Annotated in this window: 26 protein-coding genes; 5 read left to right on the forward strand and 21 right to left on the reverse strand. The window is 65.8% G+C overall.

Going from position 1 to position 24588, the window contains the following annotated elements; all coding sequences use genetic code 11:
* Positions 1 to 83: 83 nt before the first annotated feature.
* The 9 genes from flgJ to flgB all read right to left on the reverse strand — a co-directional run bounded on the left by flgJ (position 84) and on the right by flgB (position 7474).
* Positions 84 to 1130: a flagellar assembly peptidoglycan hydrolase FlgJ gene (gene flgJ, locus ACIGJB_RS27660; RefSeq protein ID WP_483733148.1), complete on the reverse strand. Its 1047-nt coding sequence runs from the start codon at positions 1128 to 1130 to the stop codon at positions 84 to 86.
* Positions 1130 to 2299 (reverse strand): flagellar basal body P-ring protein FlgI, encoded by a 1170-nt coding sequence (locus ACIGJB_RS27665; RefSeq protein ID WP_483733149.1) that lies wholly within the window; start codon positions 2297 to 2299, stop codon positions 1130 to 1132. Before ACIGJB_RS27665 ends, flgJ begins: the two co-directional genes overlap by 1 nt.
* A complete protein-coding gene (flgH, locus tag ACIGJB_RS27670) occupies positions 2283 to 2981 on the reverse strand; it encodes a flagellar basal body L-ring protein FlgH (protein WP_483734680.1) in 699 nt (232 codons plus the stop codon). The genes ACIGJB_RS27665 and flgH overlap by 17 nt, the downstream gene beginning before the upstream one ends.
* A 10-nt stretch (positions 2982 to 2991) precedes the next feature.
* Positions 2992 to 3777 carry a flagellar basal-body rod protein FlgG gene (gene flgG, locus ACIGJB_RS27675; RefSeq protein WP_483712513.1) on the reverse strand — a complete coding sequence of 262 codons (786 nt, stop codon included), beginning with the start codon at positions 3775 to 3777 and terminating at the stop codon, positions 2992 to 2994.
* Between the two features lie 75 nt (positions 3778 to 3852).
* Positions 3853 to 4596: a flagellar basal-body rod protein FlgF gene (gene flgF, locus ACIGJB_RS27680; RefSeq protein WP_483733150.1), complete on the reverse strand. Its 744-nt coding sequence runs from the start codon at positions 4594 to 4596 to the stop codon at positions 3853 to 3855.
* A gap of 43 nt (positions 4597 to 4639) precedes the next feature.
* Complete coding sequence (flgE, locus tag ACIGJB_RS27685) at positions 4640 to 5878, reverse strand: flagellar hook protein FlgE (protein ID WP_483733151.1); 1239 nt, start codon at positions 5876 to 5878, stop codon at positions 4640 to 4642.
* Positions 5879 to 5938: 60 nt separating this feature from the next.
* On the reverse strand, positions 5939 to 6619 hold the full coding sequence (flgD, locus tag ACIGJB_RS27690) for a flagellar hook assembly protein FlgD (RefSeq protein WP_483733152.1): 681 nt from the start codon (positions 6617 to 6619) through the stop codon (positions 5939 to 5941).
* A gap of 24 nt (positions 6620 to 6643) precedes the next feature.
* Positions 6644 to 7051 carry a flagellar basal body rod protein FlgC gene (flgC, locus tag ACIGJB_RS27695; RefSeq protein WP_483712518.1) on the reverse strand — a complete coding sequence of 136 codons (408 nt, stop codon included), beginning with the start codon at positions 7049 to 7051 and terminating at the stop codon, positions 6644 to 6646.
* A gap of 15 nt (positions 7052 to 7066) precedes the next feature.
* Positions 7067 to 7474 carry a flagellar basal body rod protein FlgB gene (gene flgB, locus ACIGJB_RS27700; protein ID WP_483733153.1) on the reverse strand — a complete coding sequence of 136 codons (408 nt, stop codon included), beginning with the start codon at positions 7472 to 7474 and terminating at the stop codon, positions 7067 to 7069.
* Between the two features lie 239 nt (positions 7475 to 7713).
* On the opposite strand from flgB, the gene flgA reads away from it, so the two are divergent.
* The 3 genes from flgA (at position 7714) to ACIGJB_RS27715 (ending at position 9391) form a co-directional block, all read left to right on the forward strand.
* Positions 7714 to 8463, forward strand: a complete 750-nt coding sequence (gene flgA, locus ACIGJB_RS27705) for a flagellar basal body P-ring formation chaperone FlgA (protein ID WP_483733154.1) — start codon at positions 7714 to 7716, stop codon at positions 8461 to 8463.
* 145 nt (positions 8464 to 8608) lie between these two features.
* Complete coding sequence (gene flgM / locus ACIGJB_RS27710) at positions 8609 to 8917, forward strand: flagellar biosynthesis anti-sigma factor FlgM (RefSeq protein WP_483733155.1); 309 nt, start codon at positions 8609 to 8611, stop codon at positions 8915 to 8917.
* A gap of 12 nt (positions 8918 to 8929) precedes the next feature.
* Positions 8930 to 9391, forward strand: coding sequence for a flagella synthesis protein FlgN (locus tag ACIGJB_RS27715; RefSeq protein WP_483733156.1), 462 nt, complete (start codon positions 8930 to 8932; stop codon positions 9389 to 9391).
* Between the two features lie 12 nt (positions 9392 to 9403).
* On the opposite strand, the gene ACIGJB_RS27720 is transcribed toward ACIGJB_RS27715, so the two are convergent.
* The 7 genes from ACIGJB_RS27720 to flhB all read right to left on the reverse strand — a co-directional run bounded on the left by ACIGJB_RS27720 (position 9404) and on the right by flhB (position 18637).
* Positions 9404 to 10633, reverse strand: a complete 1230-nt coding sequence (locus tag ACIGJB_RS27720; RefSeq protein WP_483733157.1) for an NAD(P)/FAD-dependent oxidoreductase — start codon at positions 10631 to 10633, stop codon at positions 9404 to 9406.
* A gap of 271 nt (positions 10634 to 10904) precedes the next feature.
* The gene (locus ACIGJB_RS27725) at positions 10905 to 11354 is read right to left on the reverse strand and encodes a flagellar protein FlhE (protein ID WP_483733158.1); all 450 of its coding nucleotides are present in this window, start codon (positions 11352 to 11354) and stop codon (positions 10905 to 10907) included.
* Positions 11354 to 12070 carry an RNA polymerase sigma factor FliA gene (locus ACIGJB_RS27730; RefSeq protein ID WP_483733159.1) on the reverse strand — a complete coding sequence of 239 codons (717 nt, stop codon included), beginning with the start codon at positions 12068 to 12070 and terminating at the stop codon, positions 11354 to 11356. The genes ACIGJB_RS27725 and ACIGJB_RS27730 overlap by 1 nt, the downstream gene beginning before the upstream one ends.
* A gap of 97 nt (positions 12071 to 12167) precedes the next feature.
* Positions 12168 to 12974, reverse strand: a complete 807-nt coding sequence (locus tag ACIGJB_RS27735) for a MinD/ParA family ATP-binding protein (protein ID WP_483733160.1) — start codon at positions 12972 to 12974, stop codon at positions 12168 to 12170.
* Positions 12971 to 15406, reverse strand: coding sequence for a flagellar biosynthesis GTPase FlhF (gene flhF / locus ACIGJB_RS27740; RefSeq protein WP_483733161.1), 2436 nt, complete (start codon positions 15404 to 15406; stop codon positions 12971 to 12973). Before flhF ends, ACIGJB_RS27735 begins: the two co-directional genes overlap by 4 nt.
* A 10-nt stretch (positions 15407 to 15416) precedes the next feature.
* A complete protein-coding gene (flhA, locus tag ACIGJB_RS27745; protein WP_483733162.1) occupies positions 15417 to 17498 on the reverse strand; it encodes a flagellar biosynthesis protein FlhA in 2082 nt (693 codons plus the stop codon).
* A complete protein-coding gene (flhB, locus tag ACIGJB_RS27750) occupies positions 17495 to 18637 on the reverse strand; it encodes a flagellar biosynthesis protein FlhB (RefSeq protein WP_483733163.1) in 1143 nt (380 codons plus the stop codon). The genes flhA and flhB overlap by 4 nt, the downstream gene beginning before the upstream one ends.
* A 500-nt stretch (positions 18638 to 19137) precedes the next feature.
* On the opposite strand from flhB, the gene ACIGJB_RS27755 reads away from it, so the two are divergent.
* Together ACIGJB_RS27755 and ACIGJB_RS27760 are read left to right on the forward strand one after the other, a co-directional pair.
* Positions 19138 to 19572, forward strand: coding sequence for a hypothetical protein (locus ACIGJB_RS27755; protein WP_483733164.1), 435 nt, complete (start codon positions 19138 to 19140; stop codon positions 19570 to 19572).
* Positions 19573 to 19755: 183 nt separating this feature from the next.
* Complete coding sequence (locus ACIGJB_RS27760; RefSeq protein ID WP_483733165.1) at positions 19756 to 20694, forward strand: GSU2403 family nucleotidyltransferase fold protein; 939 nt, start codon at positions 19756 to 19758, stop codon at positions 20692 to 20694.
* A 112-nt stretch (positions 20695 to 20806) separates the two neighbouring features.
* On the opposite strand, the gene cheZ is transcribed toward ACIGJB_RS27760, so the two are convergent.
* The 5 genes from cheZ to ACIGJB_RS27785 all read right to left on the reverse strand — a co-directional run bounded on the left by cheZ (position 20807) and on the right by ACIGJB_RS27785 (position 24588).
* Complete coding sequence (gene cheZ, locus ACIGJB_RS27765) at positions 20807 to 21439, reverse strand: protein phosphatase CheZ (RefSeq protein ID WP_483733166.1); 633 nt, start codon at positions 21437 to 21439, stop codon at positions 20807 to 20809.
* Positions 21440 to 21456: 17 nt separating this feature from the next.
* Positions 21457 to 21843: a chemotaxis response regulator CheY gene (gene cheY, locus ACIGJB_RS27770; RefSeq protein ID WP_483733167.1), complete on the reverse strand. Its 387-nt coding sequence runs from the start codon at positions 21841 to 21843 to the stop codon at positions 21457 to 21459.
* An 84-nt stretch (positions 21844 to 21927) separates the two neighbouring features.
* Positions 21928 to 23001: a protein-glutamate methylesterase/protein-glutamine glutaminase gene (locus ACIGJB_RS27775; protein WP_483733168.1), complete on the reverse strand. Its 1074-nt coding sequence runs from the start codon at positions 22999 to 23001 to the stop codon at positions 21928 to 21930.
* 22 nt (positions 23002 to 23023) lie between these two features.
* Entirely contained in the window at positions 23024 to 23677 is a 654-nt protein-coding gene (gene cheD / locus ACIGJB_RS27780; protein WP_483712535.1) for a chemoreceptor glutamine deamidase CheD, read from the reverse strand.
* On the reverse strand, positions 23677 to 24588 hold the full coding sequence (locus ACIGJB_RS27785) for a CheR family methyltransferase (protein ID WP_483733169.1): 912 nt from the start codon (positions 24586 to 24588) through the stop codon (positions 23677 to 23679). Before ACIGJB_RS27785 ends, cheD begins: the two co-directional genes overlap by 1 nt.

The following is a 24588-nucleotide window of genomic DNA, read 5'->3' on the forward strand; positions in this document are numbered from 1 at the left end:
GAGGCAGGGAATGTGCTAGTTATCGGCAATCGCGGCGGCAGTCTTTAGGGCCATCCGGATGCCAGGGAAGGCTGGGCGAATGTCTATGCCGAAACCTTCTTCATGATCTGCACCAGCTTGTGCCCGTAGGCCGGATCCGTGGCGTATCCCGCCCGCTGCAGCCCATGCGCGGCTTCGTCGGCCGAGCCCGCCGATACCACCGCCGAGTAGCGCGGATTATTGGTCAGCAGGCGCGCGTAGTCGGCGCAGGCCTCGTCATACGAGCCATAGGCGCGGAAGCGCGCACGCACCTTCTGCGGCTGGCCGTCGACATACTCGGTCGTCGTGACTTCGGCCACGCGGCCCTTCCAGTTTGCGCCGGCCTTGATGCCAAACACGTTGAAGGTCGTGCTGCCGTCCGGGTGCGCGATCTCGCGCCGGCCCCAGCCGGATTCCAGCGCAGCCTGTCCGACGATCAGCCGCGCCGGCACGCCGCTTGCGCGCGATGCCGCCTCCGCCGGGCCGGACATGCGCGAGACAAAAGCCGTGACATGGGCCGGCGCATCGTCGGGCAACGGCCCGAGAGTGCTTTCTCCCTGCCCCTGGCCCTGCCCGCCATAGTCCTGCGAGCGGTATTGACGCAGGCCCGCCATCGGGTTCCAGCTCGTGCCCGGCACCACGGTGCCGATGGCAGGCACATCGCCATCGGACGTGGCGGCTGCGCTGGCGCCGCGGCTGTCCAGCAGTTGGGCCATCTCGGCGTCGGCCGCGGCCGTGCCCTTGGCACCTGGCGCGGAGGTAGCGCCGATCACGCCCTGGGGATCCTGCGCGCCGGTAGCCCGCGCCAGCTGACGCACCATCACCTCCGCCAGGCCGATGCCGCGTGACGACATCTGCTGCGCGAGCTGCTGGTCGAGCATCGACATGTAAAGCTTGCCTTGCTCGCTGTCGAACACACCTTCCTGCGGCGTGGCATCGCGCATGCTCTTGAGGACCATCTGCGTGAACACGGCCTCGAACTGCCTGGCCGCGGCACGCAGCGTGCCCGGGTCGGAACTGTTGCGTGCGCTCTGCTTGAGCCCCTCGAAGCCCTGCGTGTCCAGCGCGAAGCGCTGCGACAGGTTCGCCTGCGCTGCAATGCCGCTGTCCATCAGATGATCTCCAGTTCGGCGCGCAGCGCTCCGGCGGCACGCATGGCCTCCAGGATGGTCTGCAGGTCCGCGGGGGTCGCGCCCAGCGCGTTCAGGCCCTTGACCACGGCCGCCAGCGATGCACCGGCCTTCACCATCTGCAGCGATCCGCCCTGCTGCTTCATGTCGATCTGCGACACCGGCGCCACCACGGTCTGCCCACCGCTGAACGGCGCGGGTTGGCTGATGACCGGCTGCGTATTGATCACCACCGAAAGATTGCCGTGCGCCACCGCGCAGTCATCCACGGTCACAGCCTGGTTCATCACGATGGAACCCGTGCGGGCGTTCAGGATCACCTTGGCCGCGGCCTTCGCCGGCGTGACGTCGATGCTCTCGATGCGGGCCAGGAAGCCTACGCGTGCCGCGGGCGACGCCGGTGCGCGCACCTGTACGACACGCCCGTCCAGCGCGGCGGCAACGCCGCCGCCCATGGAGCGGTTGATGGCCTCCACCACGCGCTCGGCCGTGCCGAAATCCGTGTCCTTCAGCTCCAGGTTGATGATGCCGCCGTCAGGCTGGAACGCCGCTACCGCGCGCTCGACAATGGCGCCATTGGCAATGCGGCCCACTGCCAGCTGGTTGACCTGTACCTTGCTGCCGTTGGCCGAGGCCCCGGCACCGCCGACCAGCATATTGCCCTGCGCGATGGCATAGACCTGTCCGTCCGCGCCCTTGAGCGGCGTCATCAGCAACGTACCGCCGCGCAGGCTCTTGGCATTGCCCATCGACGACACCACGATGTCGAGCTGGCTGCCCGGCTGCGCAAACGCCGGCAGCGTGGCCGTCACGATCACCGCCGCCACGTTCTTGAGCTGCATGTTCTTGCCCGCCGGCAACGTGATGCCGAGCTGCGAGAGCATATTGGTCAGGCTCTGCGTGGTGAACGGCGTCTGCATGGTCTGGTCGCCGGTATTGTCCAGGCCGACCACCAGGCCGTAGCCCACCAGCGGGTTATCGCGCACGCCCTGGAACGTCGCCAGGTTCTTCAGGCGCTCCGCATGGGCAAAGTTCGCGGCAAAGCCGAACGCCACCACCACGGTCAGCGCGGTGATACTGGCCTTGAGCAGGCTTGACATAAAACGGGCAAGCATCGGAGCGGACATGGACGGATCAGAACGGAGAGACATTGAGGAAGAAGCGCTGCAGCCAGCCCATGTTCTGTGCTTCGTCGATGTAGCCCTTGGCGGTGTACTCGATGCGCGCATCGGCCACCTGGGTAGACAGCACACCGTTGTCGCCGGTGATGGTGCGGGGATTGACCACGCCCGAGAAGCGGATAAATTCCGCACCCTGGTTGATGGCCAGTTGCTTTTCGCCTGACACCACCAGATTGCCGTTCGCCAGCACCTCCAGCACGGTCACGGTGATGGTGCCGTTGAAGGTGTTGGCCGCGCTGGCGCCACCGCTGGCCTTGAGCCCGTTGGCGCCATTGATGCTGGCGTTCGAGCTGCTGCTGAACAAGCCTGCCAGTGCCTTGGGCACGGCGTCGAAGGCCAGCGAGGTGTTGCCGGTACGGCTGGCATTGGTGCCCGAGTTCTTGGTGGCGTTGACGTTCTCGGTAATGACGATCGTCAGGATGTCGCCGACGTTGCGCGGACGGCGGTCCTCGAACAGCGGATTGCCGGCGTAAGAGGAGGCAAAGATCGAACCGGTGGCCGGCCCCATGGGGCGCGGTTCGGCGCGCGCGGTGGTCGGCAACTGTACAAGCGGCTCGCGCGGCATCAGCGCGCAGCCGCCGCTGGCCAGCAATGCCAGGCCGGCCAGGCAATACAGAACGCGCGCGCCCAGGCGGGAAAGCATGTTGGCCATCATCGCTCCGTCAGCTCATCTGGGTCAGGCGCTGCAGCATCTGGTCCGATGTCTGCACCGCCTTGCTGTTGATCTCGTAGGCGCGCTGGGTCTGGATCATGCTGACCAGCTCTTCCACGACGTTGACGTTGGAGGCTTCCACGTAGTTCTGCTGCAGCACGCCCGCGCCGTTCAGGCCCGGTACGGTGGTGTTGGGCGCGCCCGAGGCATCGGTCTGCACGTACAGGTTCTCGCCCATGCTTTCCAGGCCGGTCGGATTCATGAAAGTGGCGAGCTGGAGCTGGCCGACCTGCACGTTGTTGCTCGATCCGGGCTGAGTCACCGAGACCGTGCCGTCGCGGGCAATGGTCATCGACGTGGCGTTCGCCGGCACGGTAATGGCCGGCTGGATCACGAAGCCGCTCGAAGTCACCATCTGTCCGTTCTGGTCGACCTGGAACGAGCCGTCGCGCGTGTAGGCCGTGGTGCCATCGGGCATCGCCACCTGGAAGAAGCCCTGGCCGATGATGGCCACGTCCTTCGCATTGCCGGTCTGCTGCGGATTGCCCTGGGTGTGGATGCGTTCCGTGGCCACCGGACGGACGCCGGTGCCGAGTTGCAGGCCCGAAGGCAGCGTGGTCTGGTCCGACGACAGCGCGCCGGGCTGACGGATGTTCTGGTACATCAGGTCCTCGAACACCGCGCGGCCACGCTTGAAGCCGTTGGTCGAGACGTTGGCGAGGTTGTTCGAGATCACGTCCATCTGCGTCTGCTGCGCATCGAGGCCGGTCTTGGCAATCCAGAGAGAGCGGATCATGTGGTTCCTTGGTGTCCTGCGTCGCGCCGCTGGCAGCGGCGCGTCATGTGTTCACGGGTTGGCGGCGCGGCCGCTTCAGTTGGTCGAGAGCAGCTGGTTGGCGCGCTGGTCGTTGGTGTCTGCGCCGGTGATCATCTTCATCTGCATCTCGAAGCGGCGCGCATTGGCAATCATGTCGACCATGGCTTCGGTCGGGTTGACGTTGCTGCCTTCCAGCGCGCCCGACACCACGCGCACGGTCGGATCGGCCTCCAGCGGCTGCGCGCCGGGACGCAGGCGGAACAATCCGTCATCGCCGCGCGCAATCGCCTCTGCCGGCGGGTTCACCACACGCAGCTTGCCGACTTGCGCCAGGCCGGCGGACGCCTCGCCAGGACCCCGCGCGGTGATGGTGCCGTCGCTGCCGATGGTGACTTGCGAACCCGGCGGCACCGACAGCGGGCCGCCGTCGCCCATCACCGGCAGGCCGTTGCTGGTCTGCACCTGCCCGTCCTGCGCGACCTGCAGCGAGCCCGCGCGGGTATAGGCTTCGCTGCCGTCGCGCGCCTGCACCACCAGCCAGCCGTTGCCCTGCAGGGCAACGTCGAGCGGCCGGCCGGTGTAGGTCAGCGGGCCGGCGCGCATGTCGGCGCCCGGCGTCGAGGTCAGCGTGAAGGCGCGCGTAGGCGACTCCTGCCCCACCACCGGCACCGCGCGATACATATTGATCTGCGCGCGGAAGGCCGGCGTCGAGACATTGGCCAGATTGTTCGACACGGCGGCTTGCTGGTCGAGAATCTGCTTGGCGCCCGACAGGGCGGTGTAGATCATGCGGTCCATAGGTCCTGCCTGGCTGCGTCCGTGGGGTGGGTCCCGTGCATGATCAGATGTTCATCAGGGTCTGCATGACCTGGTCCTGCGCCTTGATGGTCTGGGCGTTGGCCTGGTAGTTGCGCTGCGCGACGATCAGGTTGACCAGTTCGCTCGACAGGTTCACGTTGGAACTCTCGACGGCGTTGGACTTGAGCTGCCCGAGCGCGCCGCCCGGGGCATTGAGCAACGCCGTGCCCGAATTGTTGGTGGCGGTCCAGACATTGTCACCGGCAGCTTGCAGGCCTTCCGGGTTGCCGAAACCGGCCAGCACCACCTGCCCCAGCGACTTGGTCTGCTGGTTCGAGTAGCTCGCGAGAATCGTGCCGTCGTTCTGGATCTGATAGCCCAGCAAGGTGCCGCTGGCGTAGCCGTCCTGGGTGATTCCCTTGGGGTCGTTATCACCCTTGTATTGCGTCGAACCGGTCAGGTCGATTTTGGCTGTCAGCGTCGTCGCACCGTTGTTCAGCGTGGCGGCCGGGATGGTGATCGGATTAGCCAGTGCCGGGCCGCCGGCGACCGGGATCATATTGCCGCTGGCATCGAATGACACGGTATTGGTGGCCACCTCGTTGCCGGACGTGTCGCGCACCGACATCGTCCACGGCGAGGTCGGCGGCGGGCCGGCAACTACCGGCTGCTTCACGAAATATGCGGTCAGTTGCTGCGGATTGCCCAGCGAATCGTATACCTGCAGCGTCGTGGCGTAGTTAAAGCTGGACGCGGGAGGAACTGTGCCGCTGGCCGGGAATGTGGCCGGCGTGATCACGGTCGCGCCCGAGTCCAGGTTGAGCTGGATGGCCACGTTCTTGGTGTCCTTGGGCGCCATCTGCGCATTGGGCACCACCAGCGGTTGCGGCTGGACGCCGGCACCGGCGGTCACGCCAGGCGGATAGCCGGTCAGCATCAGCCCTTGTCCATTGGTCAGGTGGCCATCGGCGGTGCTCAGGAACTGGCCGTTGCGCGAGTAGTACACCTGGCCCGCGGCATCCTGCAGTCGGAAGAAGCCATTGCCGTTCGTGATTGCCACGTCGAGCGAACGTCCGGTTGATGTGATATTGCCCTGTTCGAACGACTGCACCACCTTGCTCACGCGTGTGCCGAGGCCCACCTGCGCGCCGGCGAAGACGTCGGCGAACTGCACGCTCGACTGCTTGAAGCCAACCGTGTTGGCGTTGGCGATGTTGTTGCCGATCACATCGAGATTCTGCGCGGCGGCGTCAATGCCGCTTAAGCCCTGACCGAAACCCATGGTTGCTCCTTTTTTCCGGTTTTCCGATGAATGGCCGGCGGTAGCCGGCCGCCCACGCGATTAGAGAATGCGGCGGACGTCGTCCACGCCCGCGGTCTGGCCATTGCCGATATCGACCTGCACGCCAGCCGTATCGCCGCTGATGCTCTGGACCTTGCCGTAGATCAGCGCCACCGGCTGCACCGAGGCACCGTTGGCCGTGGCATTGACCTTGAAGGTGTAGTCGCCGTCGGCCACAGCGTTGCCGGCGTCGTTCCTGCCATCCCAGGCAATGTCGTGCACGCCGGCGGTCTGGCCCTTCATGTCGATGGTGCGCACCACGTTGCCGTCCTTGTCGAGCACGTTGACGGTCACGGCATCGGCGGTGGAAGGCAGGTCGACGCCGAGCTTGCCGGCCACGCCGTCCGCGACCGATACGTGGGAACCCGGCACCATCACCGTGCGGCCGATCAGCGACGCGGAGTCCATGGCGCGGCTGGCGCTGACCTGGCCGAGCAGCTGGTTCAGCGTCGTGTTCATGGTCTGCATGCTGCTCACGGTGGAAATCTGCGCCAGCTGCGAGGTGAGCTGCGAGTTGTCCATCGGATTGAGCGGATCCTGGTTGTTCATCTGCGTCACGAGCATCGTGAGGAAGTTGTTCTGCAGGTCCGCCGCGCTCGCGCTGCCGCTCTTGAGCGCATCGTTGATGCCCGAAGTGCTGCTGGTGCCGCCGGTGCTGTTGACCGAAGAGGTAGTCGTCATGTCGCGTTGAAGATTCCGTTGTGGTTACTGGCCGATGGTCAGCGTCTTGAGCATCATGTTCTTGGCGCTGTTCAGCACCTCTACGTTCGCCTGGTAGGAACGCGAGGCCGAGATCATGTTGACCATCTCCTCCACCGGGTTGACGTTGGGCATCACCACATAGCCCTCTGCGTTGGCCATCGGGTGCGTGGGGTTGTGCACCAGGCGCGGCGGGGACGGGTCTTCCATCACGCCCTGCACCTGTACGCCGCCCACATCGCTCTGGCCGGGCGTGGGCGCCATGCCGAAGATGACCTGCTTGGCGCGGTAGGCTTGCCCGTCGGGGCTGACCACGCTGTCGGCATTGGCCAGGTTGGACGCGGTCACGTTCATGCGCTGCGACTGCGCCGCCATGGCCGAGCCCGCGACGTCGAAGATGTTCATTGCTGGCATGCGTCTCTCCGGCGCTTACTGCTGGATTGCAGCCAGCATGGTCTTGATCTTGGAACTCACCACGGTCAGGTTGGACTCGAAGTGCACCGAGTTGTCGGCGAAAGCCACGCGCTCGGTATCCATTTCGACCGTGTTGCCGTCGACGCTCGACTGCAGCGGAATGCGGTAGGCCAGGTCGGCGTCATCGCGGGTCGGCGCCTGCGCCGGCAAGTGGCGCACGGACGTGGTCGACAGCGACACGCCCTCGGGACGGTGGCCGCGCTCGATGGTCTGCGCCAGCGTGCTCGAGAAATCGAAATCGCGGGCCTTGTAGCCCGGCGTATCCGCGTGCGCGATGTTGGAGGCAATCACCGACTGCCGCTGGGTCCGCAGGCTCAGCGCTTCCTGCTGGAAGCGAAATGCCGCGTCGAGTCTGTCAATCATGTATGCATCTCCGTTTGGAGCAACCTTCAGGCAAACGACGAAGGGCGACCTTCTTCAGGGATCGCATCTTAGGTTCACCCCTGTCACGCCAATCGGATGAATAAGGACGGGAAATCCGTGCAATTCGGAGGGCTTGCCCGGCACCGCCTCCCTACAATGGGACCCGTTTCCTTGCGTGCGGCTGCGGGATGGCTGGATCTTTCCCGTGGTGGCCACATCGTCCTTGCTGGGATGAAGACATGAAGAAGATTGATCGCGCCGCCATGCGTGCGGCGCTGGGCCTGGTGGCGGGAGGCGTCCTGTCGGTCATGGCCGGCGCGCCCATGGCCGCACCGGCACAAGCCGCCCCGGTCGCCGCGCAGGCGCCTAATCCGTTTCCGGAAGACCCGGTGCGCGCATCGGTCGAGCAGTTCCTGCTGCGCCAGACCGCCGGCTTGCCGGGCAAGGCCAGCGTCCAGGTGCAGCCCCCGTCAGGCGGCCGCGCGCCCGAGTGCGTGTCGCCCGATCCGTTCCTGCCGCCGGGCGCTTCCCCCTGGGGCCGCATCTCGGTAGGCGTGCGCTGCGGCGGCGAGCGGCCGTGGATCCGCTATATGCAGGCGCGCGTGTCGGTCCTGTCCGATTACTACGTCGCCACGCGCGCGCTCGGCCCCGGCGAGCCGGTGACGCCGGCCGACCTTGAGGTGCGCCAGGGCGACCTTTCCACGCTGCCCAGGGCCGTGATCACCGACCCGGCGCAGGTCGTGGGCGCGGTCACCGCGAACCGCATCGCGGCGGGCTCGCCAATGCGCAGCGACCTGCTGAAGAAATCGATTGCCGTGAAGTCCGGGCAGACCGTCACCGTCGCGGTAGAAGGTGAAGCGTTCCAGATCAGCAGCGAAGGCAAGGTCCTCGCCGATGCGGCCATTGGCAATACCGTGCAGATCCGCCTGCGCAACGGCCAGGTCGTCAGCGGCCTGGTGCGCAGCGGCGACACCGTCGTGCTGCAATAAACCACTGAAAATGCATCATGGGACACTGGGATGCAGGGCTGGCCGGCGTGCGACAATGCGGGCCAATCCTGCCGTCGGGGCGAGAATTTCCTAAAGATTTCGCCGCGGCGTCCGTAATGACAAGGGAACCCAGCAAGGAACGCCCGTGAAGATCAACCATTCCACTACGTCCAGGCCGGCCGACGCCCCGGCTGCGGACAGCCCTGTGCGGCCTGCGGCCGCGCAGAGTGCTCCCGCCGCCCCTGCGAGCGGCGTGAGCGTGAGCCCGCTGGCCGCGCAGGTCCGTGAAATCGGCAGCCGCCTGGCCAACGAATCCGACGACGACATCGACACCGCCAAGGTCGAAGAGATCCGCCAGGCTATCGCCGAAGGCCGGATCAAGATCGATCCGGGCAAGATCGCCGATGGCCTGATTGCCACCTTGCGCGAACTGGGCCAGGGCGACATCCACTGATAACAGCCAGCCATGAGCCAGCCCCTGATCCAGAGCCTGCAGAAAGAAGCCGAAGCCGTCACGGCGTTCGGCCAACTGCTCACCGAAGAGCGCGAAGCCCTCAAGGACGGGGATTTCCAGTCCCTGAGCGGGCTGCTCACGCGCAAGGTGGAGCTGGGTCAGGCGCTTTCGCGCCAGGTTGCCGCACGCGAAGCCCAGATGGCCGCGCTCGGCCTGCGCGCCGGCCCGCAGGGCCAGTTGCTCGGCCGCAATATCGACCCGGCCGTGGGCGATGCCTGGCGCAAGCTCATTTTCGCCGCGCGCGGCGCACGAGACAAAAACCAGATCAATGGCGCGATCGTCTCCGCGCACCTGGACCACACACGCGAAGCCATCAACGTGCTGCGCCAGCACAGCGGCGGCGATTCCGGCCTGTACGGCAAGAACGGCAAGGCCGCCGCCGGCGTCGGCGGCGTTAGCCTGGCCAGCGGCTGATGCCGGCGGCGTTCAATCGTCGCAATACTGCCCGAGCACGCTAAGACCCCGCTGAGGGTCCCTGACGAACGGATTCGATCGGTCCCACGCATAACCGGCCAGCACGGCGGAAATCATGCGACGGATATCGGGCGTGGCATTGGGATGAAAGACGAGTTTCTGGAAACTCCCGGCATACCAGGCGTCGACAAACGTACGGAAGCAATCCACACCTGACTTCAGGATGCGCGCATAGTCGGCCTCCCAGTCCACCGTCTCGCCCGCGAATTCGCGCACGATGCATCCCGCCGCCAGGCTTGCCGACTTGAACGCGATCGTCACACCCGACGAGAAGACGGGATCGAGGAATTCGCCCGCGTTGCCGAGCAACGCGTAGCCATTGCCCCACAGCGATTTCACGTTTGCCGCATAGCCCGCGATATGGCGTGCAGGGGTATCCCAGACCGCATTGGCCAGCAGGCCCGACAGCGCCGGATCCTCGTTCACCAGTGCCTGCAGCCGCTGCGTGTCGCTGCCCGCATAGCCGTCAAGGAATGCCTTCTCGGCGACCACGCCCAGTGAACAGCGGCCGTTCGAAAACGGAATGGTCCAGTACCAGACATCCACATGCCGCGGATGAATGCCGACGCGAATCTTGTTGCGGTCGAAGGTGCCCGGCATCACGCGGTCTTCGACATGCGTGAAGATGGCGCTGCGCACCGGAAAGCCGGATGGCGTTTCGAGCTGCAGCAGCCGCGGCAGGATGCGCCCGAAGCCGGAGGCATCGAGCAGGAAGCGGCTGGTGACTCGGTAGTTGTTGCCATCGGGATCGCGCACGGTCACGACCGGCTGCGCCCCCGATACGTCCACATCGGTCACCTGGTGCCGGAAGCGGACTTCCGCGCCCTGCTTCGCCGCCTCGCGGATCAGCACATGATCGAAATCGGCCCGCTGTACCTGGTAGGTAGTTCCCCAGCCGGACGAGAATTTGTCGCGAAAATCGAAATCGACATAACGGTCGCCACGCGCAAACGCCGCGCCGTTCTTGTACTGGAAGCCGGCTTCCACCACGGCCTGCAGCATGCCGGCCGCCTCGATGTATTCCATGCTCTGCGGCAGCAGGCTCTCGCCAATGGAAAAGCGCGGGAAGGTCTCCTTCTCGAGCACCATCACGCCAATACCCTGACGACGCAGCAGCCCGGCCGCCACGGCGCCCGCGGGCCCCGCGCCGATGATCAGCACGTCTGCAACTTGATCTTCCATTTGATCCTCCAACGCATCCAGCCCGCACGCAGCGCATGGCCGACTGAAGCTAGTGACGAGGCGGCCCCTCTCCGCAGGAAATCGCGTCCTGCAGGATCCGACGGCATCGCTACGGAAGGGATTGGCTACAAGGGGCCGCGAACACTGCCACGAGACAGTATGGCCACATGCTACCGAATGAACGGAAACGTGGAAACAGGACAGCGCGCGGGTGCCAGGCGGCGATACCGATGTGGGCTTGAGCGTCACACCGGTGCTGGCACGCTGTCCGTCAACGGAACCCTACGATGACCTGGTTGCTCCTGCCCTGCAGCACAGGCGCCACCGCACCCTGCCCGGGCAGCCTGAAGGCAAACACAAAGCCCTGCGTCGCGTCGTCGCCATCGAAGGCGTCGGTCCTGCCTTCCGACTGCGGCAGCATCACGCAACGCTGGGCATTGCAGAGGTAAGCCTGCAGGTCCACCGGCGGTGTCGCGACAAAGCTGTAGTGCCAGCGCACCGAGGTGACGATGCCTTCGGATTGCGGCAGGTTGCCGCTTGGCAGGATCGGAGGAGAAACGGTGCGCTGGCCGCGGCCATACAGCGCCGGTCCGTTGACAGATGCGCTCCAGGTATGCCGCGTGCCGGCCTCGGGCGCGGCCCATGCAGCGGTGGCGATCGCCGCCAGCACGGCCGCCATGGCTTGCAGGACAACCCGTCCGATGCCTGACCGGCCGCGCATCAGAGCATGCCGCGCAATTGATTGCGCAGGCGCGTGATGGCCTGCCCGCGGATCTGGCAGACGCGCGATTCGGTCACCTCGAGCACCGCGCCGATCTCGCGCAGGTTGAGTTCCTGGTCATAGCACAGCGACAGCACGAGCTTTTCGCGCTCGGGCAGCCGGTCGATGGCGCGGATCAGCGCTTCGCGCATGCCGTTTTCCATCAGCTGCGTGAGCGGATTGCCGTCTTCGCTGACGCCAAGATGGCGGTCGAGAAAGTCTTCTTCGCCCGAGCGCTCGAAGTCTTCGTAGTGAAGGAGCTGGCAGCCATAGACCTCGTTGAGCAAGACATGGTAGTCGTCCAGCGGCATTTCCAGTTCCTGCGCGACTTCCGAGTCGAGCGGTGCGCGGCCGAGCTTCTGTTCCAGGCCGCGCTGCGTGCGTTCGATGCGGCGCGTGAACTGGCGCAGGCTGCGCGACTGCCAGTCGTTGGCCCGTACCTCGTCGAGCATGGCGCCGCGGATACGCTGGCTGGCGTAGGTCTCGAAACGCGCGCCATGCGTGTCCTCATAGCGCTTGGCCGCGTCGAGCAGGCCGATCATGCCGGCCTGGATCAGGTCATCGATCTGCACGCTGGCCGGCAGCTTTGCGGCCAGTTGCAGCGCGATGCGGCGCACCAGCTGCGCGTGGGTCTTGACCACGGCGGCCTGTTCGAGCTTTCCCTGGATCGTGTACATGGTGGAATTCTCGTGAATGCTTGCTTGCAAAGCCTGCCCGCATGGCGGGCCGGCGGGTCAGGGTCGGGGTCGTTTTCCGTTGAGAACGGTCATGCGTTCAGGCTGCCACGGCGGATGGCGCGGCCGTGACAGGCTCTGCGCGCAACGGCCATGCGCCCATGCCACTGGCGGCCCGGCGCAATGCAATCGTGGCTGGCGCAGCCGGGTAGGCTTCCACCACACAGCGCCCGAGCTGCACGCTGCGCGTCACCAGCGGGTCGGCGGGCAGCCAGCCAGCGCTGCCGATCTCGACGCCAAGGTATTGTCGCGCGGTGCGCGCCAGGTTTCCGGCAATGGCCTGCACCGCGGCGTCGGCGGGCGCCATGTTGACCACCAGCTGGAAATGCCGGTAGGCGTACAGATGATGCAGGCGCTTGATGCAGGCATAGGCCGCGGTGATCGAGGCCAGCTCCGGGCGCATCACCACCAGCACGTTGTGCACGGCGCCGGCCAGCGCGGACAGCGCACCGTCCGCGTCCGTCACGGCATCGATCAGCACGCTGCGAAAGCCTGACAGCGAATCGGGCCATTGCGCGACGTTCAACTGGGGCGTACCAGCCGGCAATACCGCGACAGCGCCCGCCGGACGCGCGCCGAGCGCTGCCTCCAGCGTCAAGCGGCCTGCCCGTACGTCGGCAAACGAGCCGGCAGGTTCCGCGCCGGTCAGTCTTACGGCACGGCCGGCCGGGTCCTCATCGACGAGCAGCACGCGTTCGCCTTGCATCGACAAGGCATGCGCCAGGCCAGATGCAATGGTGGTTCCCCCCGCTCCCGGTTCGCTGGCCACCACGGCGATGCGGCGCGTGACGCGCGGCGCCAGCATGCGTCGCAGGCTCTCGGCCTGGTCCACCGCCAGCGTGCTCACGACGTGACTCCCGGAGCCATGAGTTCGGGCAGTCCGGACATCGGACCGGCGGGCGCCGCCACAGCAGGTTGCGCGGCACCGATGGCAGCGGCGGTGTCGTCGCTTTCGAGGAGATCAACGGTATCAGGCGTGCCATCCGACTGGCGGCCCGGATAGCTTTCCAGCACGTCCAGCAAGGCCAGCAGGCGGCCCATGCCTTCATTCAGCACCGGCCCGGCCACCGCGTCACTGCCCGGCTGGCGCGTCCCGCTGCGGCCCGCCAGGCGAGCCAGGAAGGCCGGCGCCGTAACCGTCGGCGAATGTTCCAGGCGCAGCGCGGTCACGCCCAGCTGGAGCGCGGCCAGGCCGCCGCCGGCGGCGCTGGCGCCCTCGCCGTCTTGCGCGAAATGGTCCAGCGCATGGCGCAGCGTGCGGAACTGGACTTCGGCGTTGTCCGCCCACAGCGACCAGCGCGCGGCCTGCGCGGCGTGGCCCGACAGTTGCGGATCGCACAGCAGATAGCGAGTATCGAGCAGCTCGCCCGAGGCGTAGTCGACCGTCCTTGCGATCACGAGATGGGCGTCGATGCCGCCTTCCGGCGCGCCGCGGCCGCGAACGGGGCCCTCGGGCACGCGTACCTCGGTCGTTGCCAGCCACTGTACGGCATCGCGGCCGCGCACCGGGACTTCGCCCACGGCGTGGAAGGTCAGCGTTTCGGCCAGGGCGTCCAGCTTCCACGCGGTGCCACCGCAGATCACGCGCGCGGTCTTGCGCGCGGCGGCCACCCAGCGTTCGCCGGATTGCTGCCAGCGCGTCAGCGTGGCAGCCGCGGGCAGCGCATCGACCAGATGGACGACAGGCCGGGCCGCACCGAGCGTGGCGCGCAGCGTGGCGGCTTCGGCCTCGGCCTCGCCCATGGCCTGGCCAGCACGGCCAGCCGGGGTGACCGTGGCGGCCAGCGGCATGCCGATGCGATCGCCAAGCCATAGCGTATGCAGCATCGACTGCGGCGCGCGGCGGCCAGGGACGGGCACCTGCAGCGTGGCCGCCAGCGACAGCACGAACTGGTCGCATTCGCGGTGCACGTCGCGGCAGACAGCCTCGCGCACCTGCTGCGCCATCGGCCGCAGCGTGGGCGCGTCGGCAGCGCGCTGCTGCCAGAGCTGGCGAGCCAGTTCAAAGCCATGCTGCGCGGCATTGAGTTCGCTTACGCACTGGCCCAGCGCATCCGCGCTGTCGGTCAGCGAACGCAGCACGTCATCGGCACCGCCCTGGCGGGCCGGTGCGTCGTCCAGGCTGCCGGCCTGCCTGCGCGCCGCGTCGGCATCGGCAAACACCGAACCGCGGCGCGGCGTCAGGAAGGCGCGCTCGACCATCGTGGCGCCATTGGCGAGTTCGAGGTGCTCCGGCACGCGTTGTCCGGTCGACACGTAGAACACCGGCAGGCGGTGACGGATCACCACGTCCAGCACGGAGCCCACGTGCGTGGCTTCATCCACTTTGCTGATGATGCAGCCGTCGACACCGCCGCCTTCGGGCACGGCGTCATGGCGGTAGGCATGCACCACTTCATTGAGGGTGTCGCCATGGCTGGCGCCGTTAAGCAGCAGCACGCGCTGTACCGGCGCCTGCACGCCCGCGAGCATGGCGATCTGCTCGGACAGGTTGCGGTCGCGCTGGCTCATGCCGACGGTATCGATGATCACCAGGTGCTTGTCCTTCATCGCCGCCAGCGCGAAGCGCAGGTCGGCGGCATCTTTCACCGCATGCACGGGCACGCCCAGGATGTCGCCGTAGATGCGCAGCTGCTCGTGCGCGCCGATACGGAAGCTGTCGGTGGTCAGCAGCGCCAGGCGCTCGGGGCCGTGGCGCAGCACGTAGCGCGCCGCGAGCTTGGCGGTGGTGGTGGTCTTGCCCACGCCGGTGGGCCCGATCAGCGCCAGCACGCCGCCCTGGTCGAACAAGGCATCTTCGTTGCCGAGCACCGGCACCTTGCTGGCCAACTCGGCGCGGATCCACGTCATGGCCGCCGGTCGGTCGCAGCCTACCGGCAGCCTGGCCAGCAGCGTGCGCGCGAGCTGCGCCGAGAAGCCGGCCCCGACCATCCAGCCAAACAGCGATTCGCGCAGCGGATCGCCCGCGGCCACCGCGCTCGTGGCGGCCGCCGGAGCCAGCCCCGCCAGCTGGCGTTCGAGCAGCGCGCGCATGGACTGCAGCTCGCCGCGCAGGTCGCCGATGGCGGCCGGCTCGGGCGCTGCCACGACTGGCTCCGGCGCAACGTAGACTTGCGCGCCGGCCGAGGTGGCGCTGAGATCGGCATCGCGCATGGCGACGATCTCGACGCCGCCGTCGATGGTGCGGTTGGACAGCACCACGGCGTCGGGGCCCATGGCTTCGCGCACCTTGCGCATGGCTTCACGGCCGTTGGCCGCGACGAATTTCGCTACGCTCATCTTGCGTTCCTCACGCACCGATCATTGCGGTAATACGGATATTGCGGTTGTCCGGCACTTCGGCATGGGACAACACCCTCAGCTGCGGCATGGTGCGCCGCAGGAAGCGCGCCATCAGGGGGCGCAACTGCGACGGCACCAGCAGCACCGGATCCAGCCCCATCTGCTCCTGCCGGACGACGGCACCCTGGGTCTGCTGCAGCAGCGCATCGGCCAGTCCTGGCTCGATGCCGCCGCCATTGGTGAGCGCCTGCGACAGCACGCGTTCGAGGCCGGCATCGAGGCCGATCACCTGCAGGTCCGCGCCATTGGGGAACAGCTGCTGCGTAATGGCCCGGCCCAGCGACTGGCGCACCAGCGCAGTCAACTCGTTCGGGTCGCTGATCTTCGGGGCGTGCTCGGCGATCACGTCGAGGATGGTCCGCATGTCGCGGATGGGCACGCCTTCGTCGAGCAGGTTCTGCAGGATCTTCTGCAGCGCCGTGAGCGAGATCGCCTTGGGCACCAGGTCCTCGGTGAGCTTCGGCGCTTCCTTGGCGATGCGATCGAGCAGCAACTGCACTTCCTGGCGGCCCAGCAACTCGGCGGCATGCATGTGGATCAGGTGGTTCAGGTGCGTGGCGACCACGGTGCCGGCGTCCACCACGGTGTAGCCGTAGGCCTGCGCCTGCTCCTTCATGCCGGCGTCGATCCAGACAGCGGGCAGGCCAAAGGCGGGATCCTTCGTCGCCGCGCCGGGCAGCGTGCCGCTGACCTGCCCCGGGTTGATCGCCATCCACTGGCCCGGCATGGCTTCGCCACGTCCGATCTCGACGCCCTTGAGCGTAATGCGGTAGGCGTTAGGCTTGAGTTCGAGGTTGTCCCGGATATGCACGACCGGCACCAGGAAGCCGATCTCCTGCGCCACTTTCTTGCGGATGCTCTTGATGCGGCCAAGCAGTTCGCCATCCTGTGCGCGGTCCACCAGCGTGATCAGGCGATAGCCGACTTCCATGCCAAGCGGGTCGACCAGCGTGACGTCGTCCCAGCTTGCTTCGGTCGATTCCTGTGCCGCGGCCGGCGCGCGCTCTTCGCGCTGCCGGGTCTGTTCCGTGGTGACCGCCCGGCGCGCCAGATGGCGTCCCAGCCAGGCCATGCCGCCGGCCAGCAGCAGGAAGGCGATATGCGGCATGCCGGGGATGATGCCCATCATGCCGATAATGCCGGCCGTCAGGTACAGCACGCGCGGGTTCGTAAAGAGCTGGCCGGTGAGCTGCTCGCCCACGTCCTGTTCGTTCGACACGCGCGACACGATCACGCCGGCGGCCGTCGAGATCACCAATGCCGGGATCTGCGCGACCAGGCCGTCGCCAATGGTCAGCAGCGTGTAGTTGTGCACGGCGGTGCCGAAGTCCAGGTCATGCTGGACCATGCCCACTACCATGCCGGCGGCGACGTTGATAAACATGATCAGCAGGCCGGCCACGGCATCGCCGCGCACGAACTTGCTGGCGCCGTCCATGGCGCCGTAGAAGTCCGACTCCTGCGCGACTTCGGCGCGGCGCTTCTTGGCCTGCTCTTCGTTGATCAGGCCGGCGTTCAGGTCGGCGTCGATCGACATCTGCTTGCCGGGCATGGAATCCAGCATGAAGCGCGCGCCCACCTCGGCAATCCGCCCCGCGCCCTTGGTGATGACCATGAAGTTGATCACCACCAGGATCGCGAACACCACGATGCCGACCGCGAAGTTGCCACCGACCAGGAAGTGGCCGAACGCCTCGATGACCTTGCCGGCGGCGTCCGGACCGGTATGGCCCTCCAGCAGCACAACGCGCGTCGACGCCACGTTGAGCGACAGGCGCAGCAGCGTCGTGAACAGCAGCACCGCCGGAAACGCCGCGAAATCGAGCGGCTTCTGCGTGTACATGCTGACCATCAGCACCATGATCGCCAGCGCGATATTGAACGTGAACAACAGGTCCAGCACGAACGCGGGCAGCGGCAGGATCATCATCCCGAGGATCATGACGATCAGCAGCGGCCCGGTCATCGCCTTCAGCTGGCCGGCATTGCGCAGGCCAGGCAGGTTCAGCAGGGAGTTCAAAGCGTTCATGCGCGGCTTTCCGGAACGGCAAGTTCATCCGGCACCATGAGGTCGACGGGCGCGGACGGCTGCGGGCCCTGCGAGTAGTGCCAGTGTTTCAGTTGATAGACCCAGGCCAGGACCTCGGCGACGGCGGCATAGAGGCCGGCCGGGATTTCGCGGTTCAGTTCCACGTGGCGGTGCAGCGCGCGCGCCAGCGGCGGCGCGGACATCAGCGGAATGCGGTGCTCGGCCGCCAGGGCGCGGATGCGCGCGGCGACCTCGTCGGTACCCTTGGCCACCACGCGCGGCGCACCCATGCGGCCTTCCTCATAGCGCAGCGCCACGGCAAAGTGCGTGGGGTTGGTCACCACCACGTCGGCCTTGGGCACTTCCGCCATCATCCGGCGCCGTGCCATGGCACGCTGCTGCTGGCGGATGCGGCCCTTGATATGCGGGTCGCCTTCGCTTTCCTTGAATTCCTGCTTGACCTCTTCCTTGGTCATGCGCAGCTTCTTGAAGTGCTCGTAGAACTGCCATGGCACGTCGATGGCGGCCACGACCAGCAGCGACAGCACCACCGCCAGGCAGCAATGCAGGACCATGTCCAGCATGTGCAGCAAGGCCTCCTGGACCGGCGCGTTCATCAGCGCGATGGCGTCGGGCAGGCGGTGCCAGACGACCCAGGCGCCGACACTGCCGACCAGCAAGGACTTCGCGATGGTTTTGAACAGTTCCGCCAGCGAATGCGCGGAGAACATCCGGCCCAGTCCCGAGAGCGGCGACATGCGGCCAAAGTTCGGCGCCAGGACCTTGGTGGAGAAGGTCCAGCCTCCGGTCAGCAACGGCGCGGCCAGTGCTGCCACGCCGAACAGCAGCAGCAACGGCAGGAAGGCAAGCAGGCTTTCCCAGATCACGCTGGCGAAGGCCGTCAGCATGCGCGAGGGATCGAACGCCGTGGCAGGCTCGAAGCGCAGCGACTGCCGCATGACGGTATCCAGCGCGCGGCCCAGCACGCCACCGAACGTCCACAGGCCGGCCACGCCGGTGGTCAGCATGATCAATGTGGCGAGCTCGCGCGAGCGAACGACCTGCCCCTCCTCGCGCGCCTTTTCCAGGCGCCGGGGTGAGGCGGGTTCGGTCTTCTCGAGATCGCTTTCTTCGGACATCCACGCTCCGTGCGAAGCGGCAGGCCGCTATTCGTCAGCGGGGATTATCGAAGCGGGGTGGGATTCCCATTCGCGCGAAAAGGCGGGTGAATTGGGTGCTGTTTGGGAAATGAGGGACCGTCTGGGTTAACGGCGGACGGGTCGGGAGTCTTTAGCGGATATGCTGACGAAGCCGCCGGCATGCGGTGCGCTGAAGGCGCCTTGGCCCGCTCACTGAACGCCAACCCGGAAGGGTTGGCGTTATTCTTTTCTGCGGCGCGATTGCTCGAGGGGTTGTTCTGTTGAAAGCGAACGAAAAGGCCTCCCAGACTTCTTAACATCCGTGTGAGGTCGAGGTACTAGTCGCGCAGCGACGCAATAGGCACTGATGTCGATGGATTCGGGCTGCCGGGCCACGGCAAGAGCTACGGTACTATGGTGCGTTGGTCCCATGAAAAGACCGATGCCGGCTATCGCCGAACATCTCTGGGGTCGTTCAACTTGCCATCATGGAGTCTGGCATGGTCGCCATCAAATTTGACGATCTTTCCATGGCTTTCGACTTCGTTAGCTCTGGAGCGCCGTACGAGAACAACGCGTATGTCTCGATCGATACGGGCAAATTCTATTGGACTTCAAATGTCAACGACGTCGTTGAGGAAGAGATTCCTGACGACCTCGAGACGTCGGACCGCTACCTTGAGATACCGCATCAGACAGAACTCGGTCTGGGAAAATATCTCGCGCTTGAGTTTGTTGAAGACAAGATTCCTGAGTGCTACGAACAGGTGAAAGGAGACTTCAGACGGAAAGGGGCTTATGCTCGTTTCAAGGGGTTGCTGGAGCGCAAAGGCATTCTGGAGCTGTGGTATGCATTTGAAGCCGAGGCTGTTGAAAGAGCGCTGAGGCAATGGTGTGTTGAGAATGGGTTGGAGGTTGTGGAGTCGCAGCGCTAGTTGGGCATGGTTACTTGCGCCGTCACGACATAGGGTTAGGTGCACGAGCATCCCAGCGGCGAATCAAGTAACAGGCCCGCCGAAGGCGTGCGCCCGGTCATCGCTCATTGGCATGAGCGGCGCCTTTAGCACAAAGAGGTTTCAGTATAAACTCTCCATACGCCAGTTTTATACTGAAACGCCATGGATCCCTGGATCGACCTGGATGAGGATGCACTGCGACAGTTCGTCGATGCGAAAGCCGTGTTCGAAGCGTGGGAATCAGCTCGAGCCAAGGCCGCAGAAGTCCGTGGCGGCATGCTGTGGAGAACCGCGAAAGGCCGCGAGTACCTGATACGAACTGGCGTCGACAACAAGCAGAAAAGCTTGGGGGTGCGTTCCGAGAAGACCGAGGAGATGTATTCCCGATTCGTCACGCGTAAGGAAGCCGCCGAAACGAGGTTGAAGACTCTCACCGACGAGCTTGACCGGCATCGTCGCCTGAACCGGGCGGTCCGCGTCGGACGCGCGCCAGACATCCTCGTCGCCATCTTGCAGGTAATGGCACGGCTCAATATCGCCGAGCATTTCATCGTCATCGGGACACACGCCCTATACGCATATGAAGCGGCGGCCGGGGTTCGCTTGCAAGAACGCGCGCTCGCAACGCGCGACGTCGACCTCCTTTGGGATACGCGCAAGCGCCTGCAGTTTGCTTCCCGAATGAAGAACTTGGAGCTCTCGATGCTGGATGTGCTACGAAAGGTAGATAGCACGTTTGAGATTCGGGACGATCAACTCTTTACGGCAGTGAACGCAAAAGGGTTCGAGGTGGACATCCTGCGTCGTGAGGCGGCAGACCTTGATCCCCACCCGCTTCAACTAACCGACGATGAAGACGATCTCTGGGCTGTCCAAGCGCGACGCGCGAATGTCTTGCTAGGAGCCACACCTTTTTCGACACCAATCGTTTCCGTGACCGGACGAATGGCTCGCATGACAACAATCAGTCCAATGGCGTTTGTCGAGTTCAAGCGTTGGATGGCATCGTCCGCCGATCGTGATCCACTCAAGGTATCGCGCGACAGACTACAGGCGTCAATCGTCGAAGAACTCTCCAATCGCTTCCAGCTAGGAGGTTAGGAAGCGGCTCGGCGGGCTGTCGCGCCACCTTCACGACGAACGGAAAAAAAAATGTTTGCTCCCTCTCCCGCAAGCGGGAGAGGGCTGGAACCGCGCGCCCCTTTTTTACGCCTCAGAACCCCAGGCTGGCCAGCAGGTCGTCCACCTGGGACTGGTCGGACACCACATCCGCCTTGCCCTCGGGATTGACTTGCGGACCGTTGAGCAGCGTGGCGGCCTGGACCTCCGTGCGGCGCTCCGTCGGCACGTTCTCGATCAGCACCTGGAGCAACTCATGCTCGAGCGTGCGGATCATGTCCATCATCTTCTTGATGACCTGGCCGGTCAGGTCCTGGAAGTCCTGCGCCATCATGATGTCCAGCAGATGGCTGCCGGTGGCGCGGGCCTGCTTCGGCACCTCGGCCAGGAAGGCGCGCGTGTCGAGCACCAGCGCGCGGGCATCGCCGAGCTCGACCGGCGTTTCGAACCAGGCGTCCCAGCGCTTGTCCAGGCCTTCGGCCTGCTGCTCGATGGCGGACTGGATCGGCTGGGCCAGCTCCACGGCATTGAGCGTGCGCTCGGCCGCCTGCTCGGTCATGACCGCAATGTAGTTCAGGCGGTCGCGTGCATCGGGAATGGCCTGGGCGGCGCGCTCGATTTCCTTGTCAAGGCCGAGCTCGCGCATGTTGTCGCGCAGCATCCGCGTCAGGTTGCCGATGCGCAGGATCAGTTGTTCGGCGGAATCGTTCGGAATAGTCGGGGTCATGGGACGCTCCGTCGGCTTCAGCCGCCCAGCTTCTCGAAGATCTTGGTGATCTTCTCGTCCAGCGTCGCGGCGGTGAACGGCTTGACCACGTAGCCGTTGGCGCCGGCCTGGGCCGCGGCAATGATGTTCTCCTTCTTGGCTTCGGCCGTCACCATCAGCACCGGCGTCTTGCCGATGGCGGCGTCGGCGCGGATCGCCTGCAGCATGCTCAGGCCGTCCATATTGGGCATGTTCCAGTCGGAGATCACGAACTGGAAGCTGCCGTCCCTGGCCTTCTCCAGCCCGGCGGCGCCGTCTTCGGCTTCCTCGACGTTATTGAAGCCCAGCTCCTTGAGCAGGTTGCGAATGATCCGACGCATGGTCGGGAAGTCGTCGACCACGAGGATCCTGATGCTCTTGTCCACTTTTAAGGCTCCGGTAGATGCAGTTGTGGAATGTCGTTCGTTTGTCGGGTCCGGACCAGTCGGAAACAGTCCGGCTCCGTTATCTCAGACCCGTTGCGCGCGGGTCCCGTAAGTGGCCAGCCGCGCCATCACGCGCTGGGTCATCGCGTGCAAAGGCACGACTTCATGCACGCCGCCGGCGGCGATCGCCTCCTTCGGCATGCCAAACACGATACAGGTGCTTTCATCCTGCGCCAGGTTGTAGGCACCGGCTTCGCGCATCCGCATCATGCCCTTGGCGCCATCCTTGCCCATGCCGGTCAGGATCACGCCAATCACGTTCTTGCCGCCGTGTTCGGCGGCCGAATCAAACAGCACGTCCACGGAGGGGCGATGGCGGTTGACCGGCGCTTCCTGCGACAGGTGAGCCACGTAGTTGGCCCCGCTGCGTGCCAGGCGCAGGTGCGAATCTCCGGGCGCAATGTAGGCGTAGCCGGGCAGCACGCGTTCGCCGTGCACGGCTTCCTTGACCGTGATGCGGCACAGGCCCTCCAGGCGCTGCGCGAACGAACGCGTAAAGCCTGCCGGCATATGCTGCACGATCAGCACGGCAGGGCTGTCCGGGGGCAGTGGCATCAGGAATTCCTTGATCGCCTCCGTGCCGCCGGTCGAGGCACCCAGGATGATCAGCTTCTCGGTCGACAGCAGCGGGCTGCGCAGGATCGGCGCGGCGGCGGCCGTGCCGGTTTCCGGCACATGGGCCTGGCGCACGCGTGCGCGCGACGCGGCGCGGATCTTGTCCGCGATGGTGTCGGTGTAGTCCATCAGGCCGTCGCGGATGCCCAGCTTCGGCTTGGTGACGAAGTCCACCGCGCCCAGCTCCAGCGCGCGCATGGTGATCTCGGAACCGCGCTCGGTCAGCGACGACACCATCAGCACCGGCATCGGGCGCAGCCGCATCAGCCGCTCCAGGAAGTCCAGGCCGTCCATGCGCGGCATTTCGACGTCGAGCGTGAGCACGTCGGGATTCAGGCGCTTGATCATGTCACGCGCCACGAGCGGGTCCGGCGCAGTCCCGACCACTTCCATGTCGGGCTGGCTGTTGATGATTTCCGTCATCAGGCTGCGGATCAGCGCGGAGTCATCCACGCACAGCACCTTGATCTTGGCAGCAGTCATAGTCGTTCTGCGTTCTGTTCGTTCAGGAAGGCACGCGCGTCGCCGGCGCGCGCCCAAAGAGCTCTCCGCCTCGCGCCGGCGCCGTGCCGGACGTCGCGATGGCGCGCGCCAGCGCGCGCTCGTCGCGTTCGACCGAGACCTGGTCGTCCTGGCGCGTCAGGCGGCGCACCAATGCCAGGCCGGTGACCGGGAAATAGCTCACGCGCCTTGCATGCGGGCCGCGCAGGTCCTGCGCGGCCACGCGGATTTCTTCGGTCTTCAGGTAGCGCAACACGAAATCCGCGTTGCGGTCGCCAATGTTCAGCGTGGTCATGTTGGCAAGCACCGCGCCGCCGCCGAAGACCTTGGCCTCCAGGCGCTCGCGCCGCGCGCCCATCTTGAGCAGCTCGTTGATCAGCACTTCCAGCGCGTAGCAGCCATAGCGCATCGACGCGGACAGCATGCGGTCTGCAGTACCGCCTTCGTCATCGGGCAGCATGAAATGGTTCATGCCGCCCACGCCGGCCTTTTCGTCGCGAATGCACGCGGCGACGCAGGAGCCGAGCACGGTGGTCAGCACCACATCCTCGCCGGTCACGTAGTACTCGTTCGGCAGCAGCTTGATCGCCTGGCGATCGAACTCGCGATCGAAGTACTTGCGCGTGGCAATGGCTTCGGGAAGGTGGGGCGTACGCATCAGAGCCTTCCTGCGCGGGCGGCGTCCGTCGCCAGTTCGTACACGGTCTGGCCGCGCAGCTGGAACGCGCGCGTGACGTAGGAGAAGTTCTCCGAATGGCCGGCGAACAGCAGGCCGCCCGGCTTGAGCAACGGCGCGAAGCGCTCCAGGATGCGGCCCTGCGTCGGCTTGTCGAAGTAGATCATCACGTTACGGCAGAAGATCACATCGAAGCGTTCGCGGATGCCCCAGTCGGGCGCAAGCAGGTTGAGCGGCTCGAACGTGATGGCGGATGCCACCTCGGGCTTGACCTTGACCGAGCCCGCGCGCTGGCCGGTGCCTTTCAGGAAGAAGCGCTTGAGCCGCTCTGGCGAGAGGCGCGCGACCTGCTCTTCCGAATACACGCCGGCGCGCGCCTTGGCCAGTACCTGCGTGTCGATATCGGTGGCCAGCACCGTCGCCGCGCGATCGCCGAGCGCCTCGGCCAGCGTCATGGCGATCGAGTACGGCTCTTCCCCCGTCGATGCCGCGCAGCACCAGACGCTGTACGGCCTGCCGGTCTTCTTGGCATGCTCGGCCAGCAAGGGGAAGTGATGCGCCTCGCGGAAGAACGATGTCAGGTTGGTGGTGAGCGAGTTGGTGAAATACTCCCACTCCGGCGATGCGTCGTCGGCATCCAGGATGGCGAGGTAGCTGGCGAAGTCTGCCAGCTGCAGCGCCCGCAGGCGCCGCGCCAGGCGCGAGTACACCATTTCGCGCTTGTGGCTGCCCAGCGAAATGCCCGCACGCCGGTGAATCAGCGCGCGGATTTTCTCGAAATCGCGCTCCGTCAGCAGGAAATCGCGCGACTCGTCGCGCCGCAAGGCGGCTGCCGCCGCGGTGGCGGCTGGCGCGCCTTGGGCAAAGCTGGCGGCGGTACGGTTGGGCGTCAT

Source organism: Cupriavidus sp. C2SS-8b (assembly GCF_057073745.1).

Coding starts and splice junctions, on each gene's coding strand:
- flgJ (WP_483733148.1), bottom strand. CDS start 1,130: ATGGACAGCGGCATTGCAGCGCAGGCGAACCTGTCGCAGCGCTTCGCG.
- ACIGJB_RS27665 (WP_483733149.1), bottom strand. CDS start 2,299: ATGTCTCTCCGTTCTGATCCGTCCATGTCCGCTCCGATGCTTGCCCGT.
- flgH (WP_483734680.1), bottom strand. CDS start 2,981: ATGGCCAACATGCTTTCCCGCCTGGGCGCGCGCGTTCTGTATTGCCTG.
- flgG (WP_483712513.1), bottom strand. CDS start 3,777: ATGATCCGCTCTCTCTGGATTGCCAAGACCGGCCTCGATGCGCAGCAG.
- flgF (WP_483733150.1), bottom strand. CDS start 4,596: ATGGACCGCATGATCTACACCGCCCTGTCGGGCGCCAAGCAGATTCTC.
- flgE (WP_483733151.1), bottom strand. CDS start 5,878: ATGGGTTTCGGTCAGGGCTTAAGCGGCATTGACGCCGCCGCGCAGAAT.
- flgD (WP_483733152.1), bottom strand. CDS start 6,619: ATGACGACTACCTCTTCGGTCAACAGCACCGGCGGCACCAGCAGCACT.
- flgC (WP_483712518.1), bottom strand. CDS start 7,051: ATGCCAGCAATGAACATCTTCGACGTCGCGGGCTCGGCCATGGCGGCG.
- flgB (WP_483733153.1), bottom strand. CDS start 7,474: ATGATTGACAGACTCGACGCGGCATTTCGCTTCCAGCAGGAAGCGCTG.
- flgA (WP_483733154.1), top strand. CDS start 7,714: ATGAAGAAGATTGATCGCGCCGCCATGCGTGCGGCGCTGGGCCTGGTG.
- ACIGJB_RS27715 (WP_483733156.1), top strand. CDS start 8,930: ATGAGCCAGCCCCTGATCCAGAGCCTGCAGAAAGAAGCCGAAGCCGTC.
- ACIGJB_RS27720 (WP_483733157.1), bottom strand. CDS start 10,633: ATGGAAGATCAAGTTGCAGACGTGCTGATCATCGGCGCGGGGCCCGCG.
- ACIGJB_RS27725 (WP_483733158.1), bottom strand. CDS start 11,354: ATGCGCGGCCGGTCAGGCATCGGACGGGTTGTCCTGCAAGCCATGGCG.
- ACIGJB_RS27730 (WP_483733159.1), bottom strand. CDS start 12,070: ATGTACACGATCCAGGGAAAGCTCGAACAGGCCGCCGTGGTCAAGACC.
- flhF (WP_483733161.1), bottom strand. CDS start 15,406: ATGAGCGTAGCGAAATTCGTCGCGGCCAACGGCCGTGAAGCCATGCGC.
- flhA (WP_483733162.1), bottom strand. CDS start 17,498: ATGAACGCTTTGAACTCCCTGCTGAACCTGCCTGGCCTGCGCAATGCC.
- flhB (WP_483733163.1), bottom strand. CDS start 18,637: ATGTCCGAAGAAAGCGATCTCGAGAAGACCGAACCCGCCTCACCCCGG.
- ACIGJB_RS27755 (WP_483733164.1), top strand. CDS start 19,138: ATGGTCGCCATCAAATTTGACGATCTTTCCATGGCTTTCGACTTCGTT.
- ACIGJB_RS27760 (WP_483733165.1), top strand. CDS start 19,756: ATGGATCCCTGGATCGACCTGGATGAGGATGCACTGCGACAGTTCGTC.
- cheZ (WP_483733166.1), bottom strand. CDS start 21,439: ATGACCCCGACTATTCCGAACGATTCCGCCGAACAACTGATCCTGCGC.
- ACIGJB_RS27775 (WP_483733168.1), bottom strand. CDS start 23,001: ATGACTGCTGCCAAGATCAAGGTGCTGTGCGTGGATGACTCCGCGCTG.
- cheD (WP_483712535.1), bottom strand. CDS start 23,677: ATGCGTACGCCCCACCTTCCCGAAGCCATTGCCACGCGCAAGTACTTC.
- ACIGJB_RS27785 (WP_483733169.1), bottom strand. CDS start 24,588: ATGACGCCCAACCGTACCGCCGCCAGCTTTGCCCAAGGCGCGCCAGCC.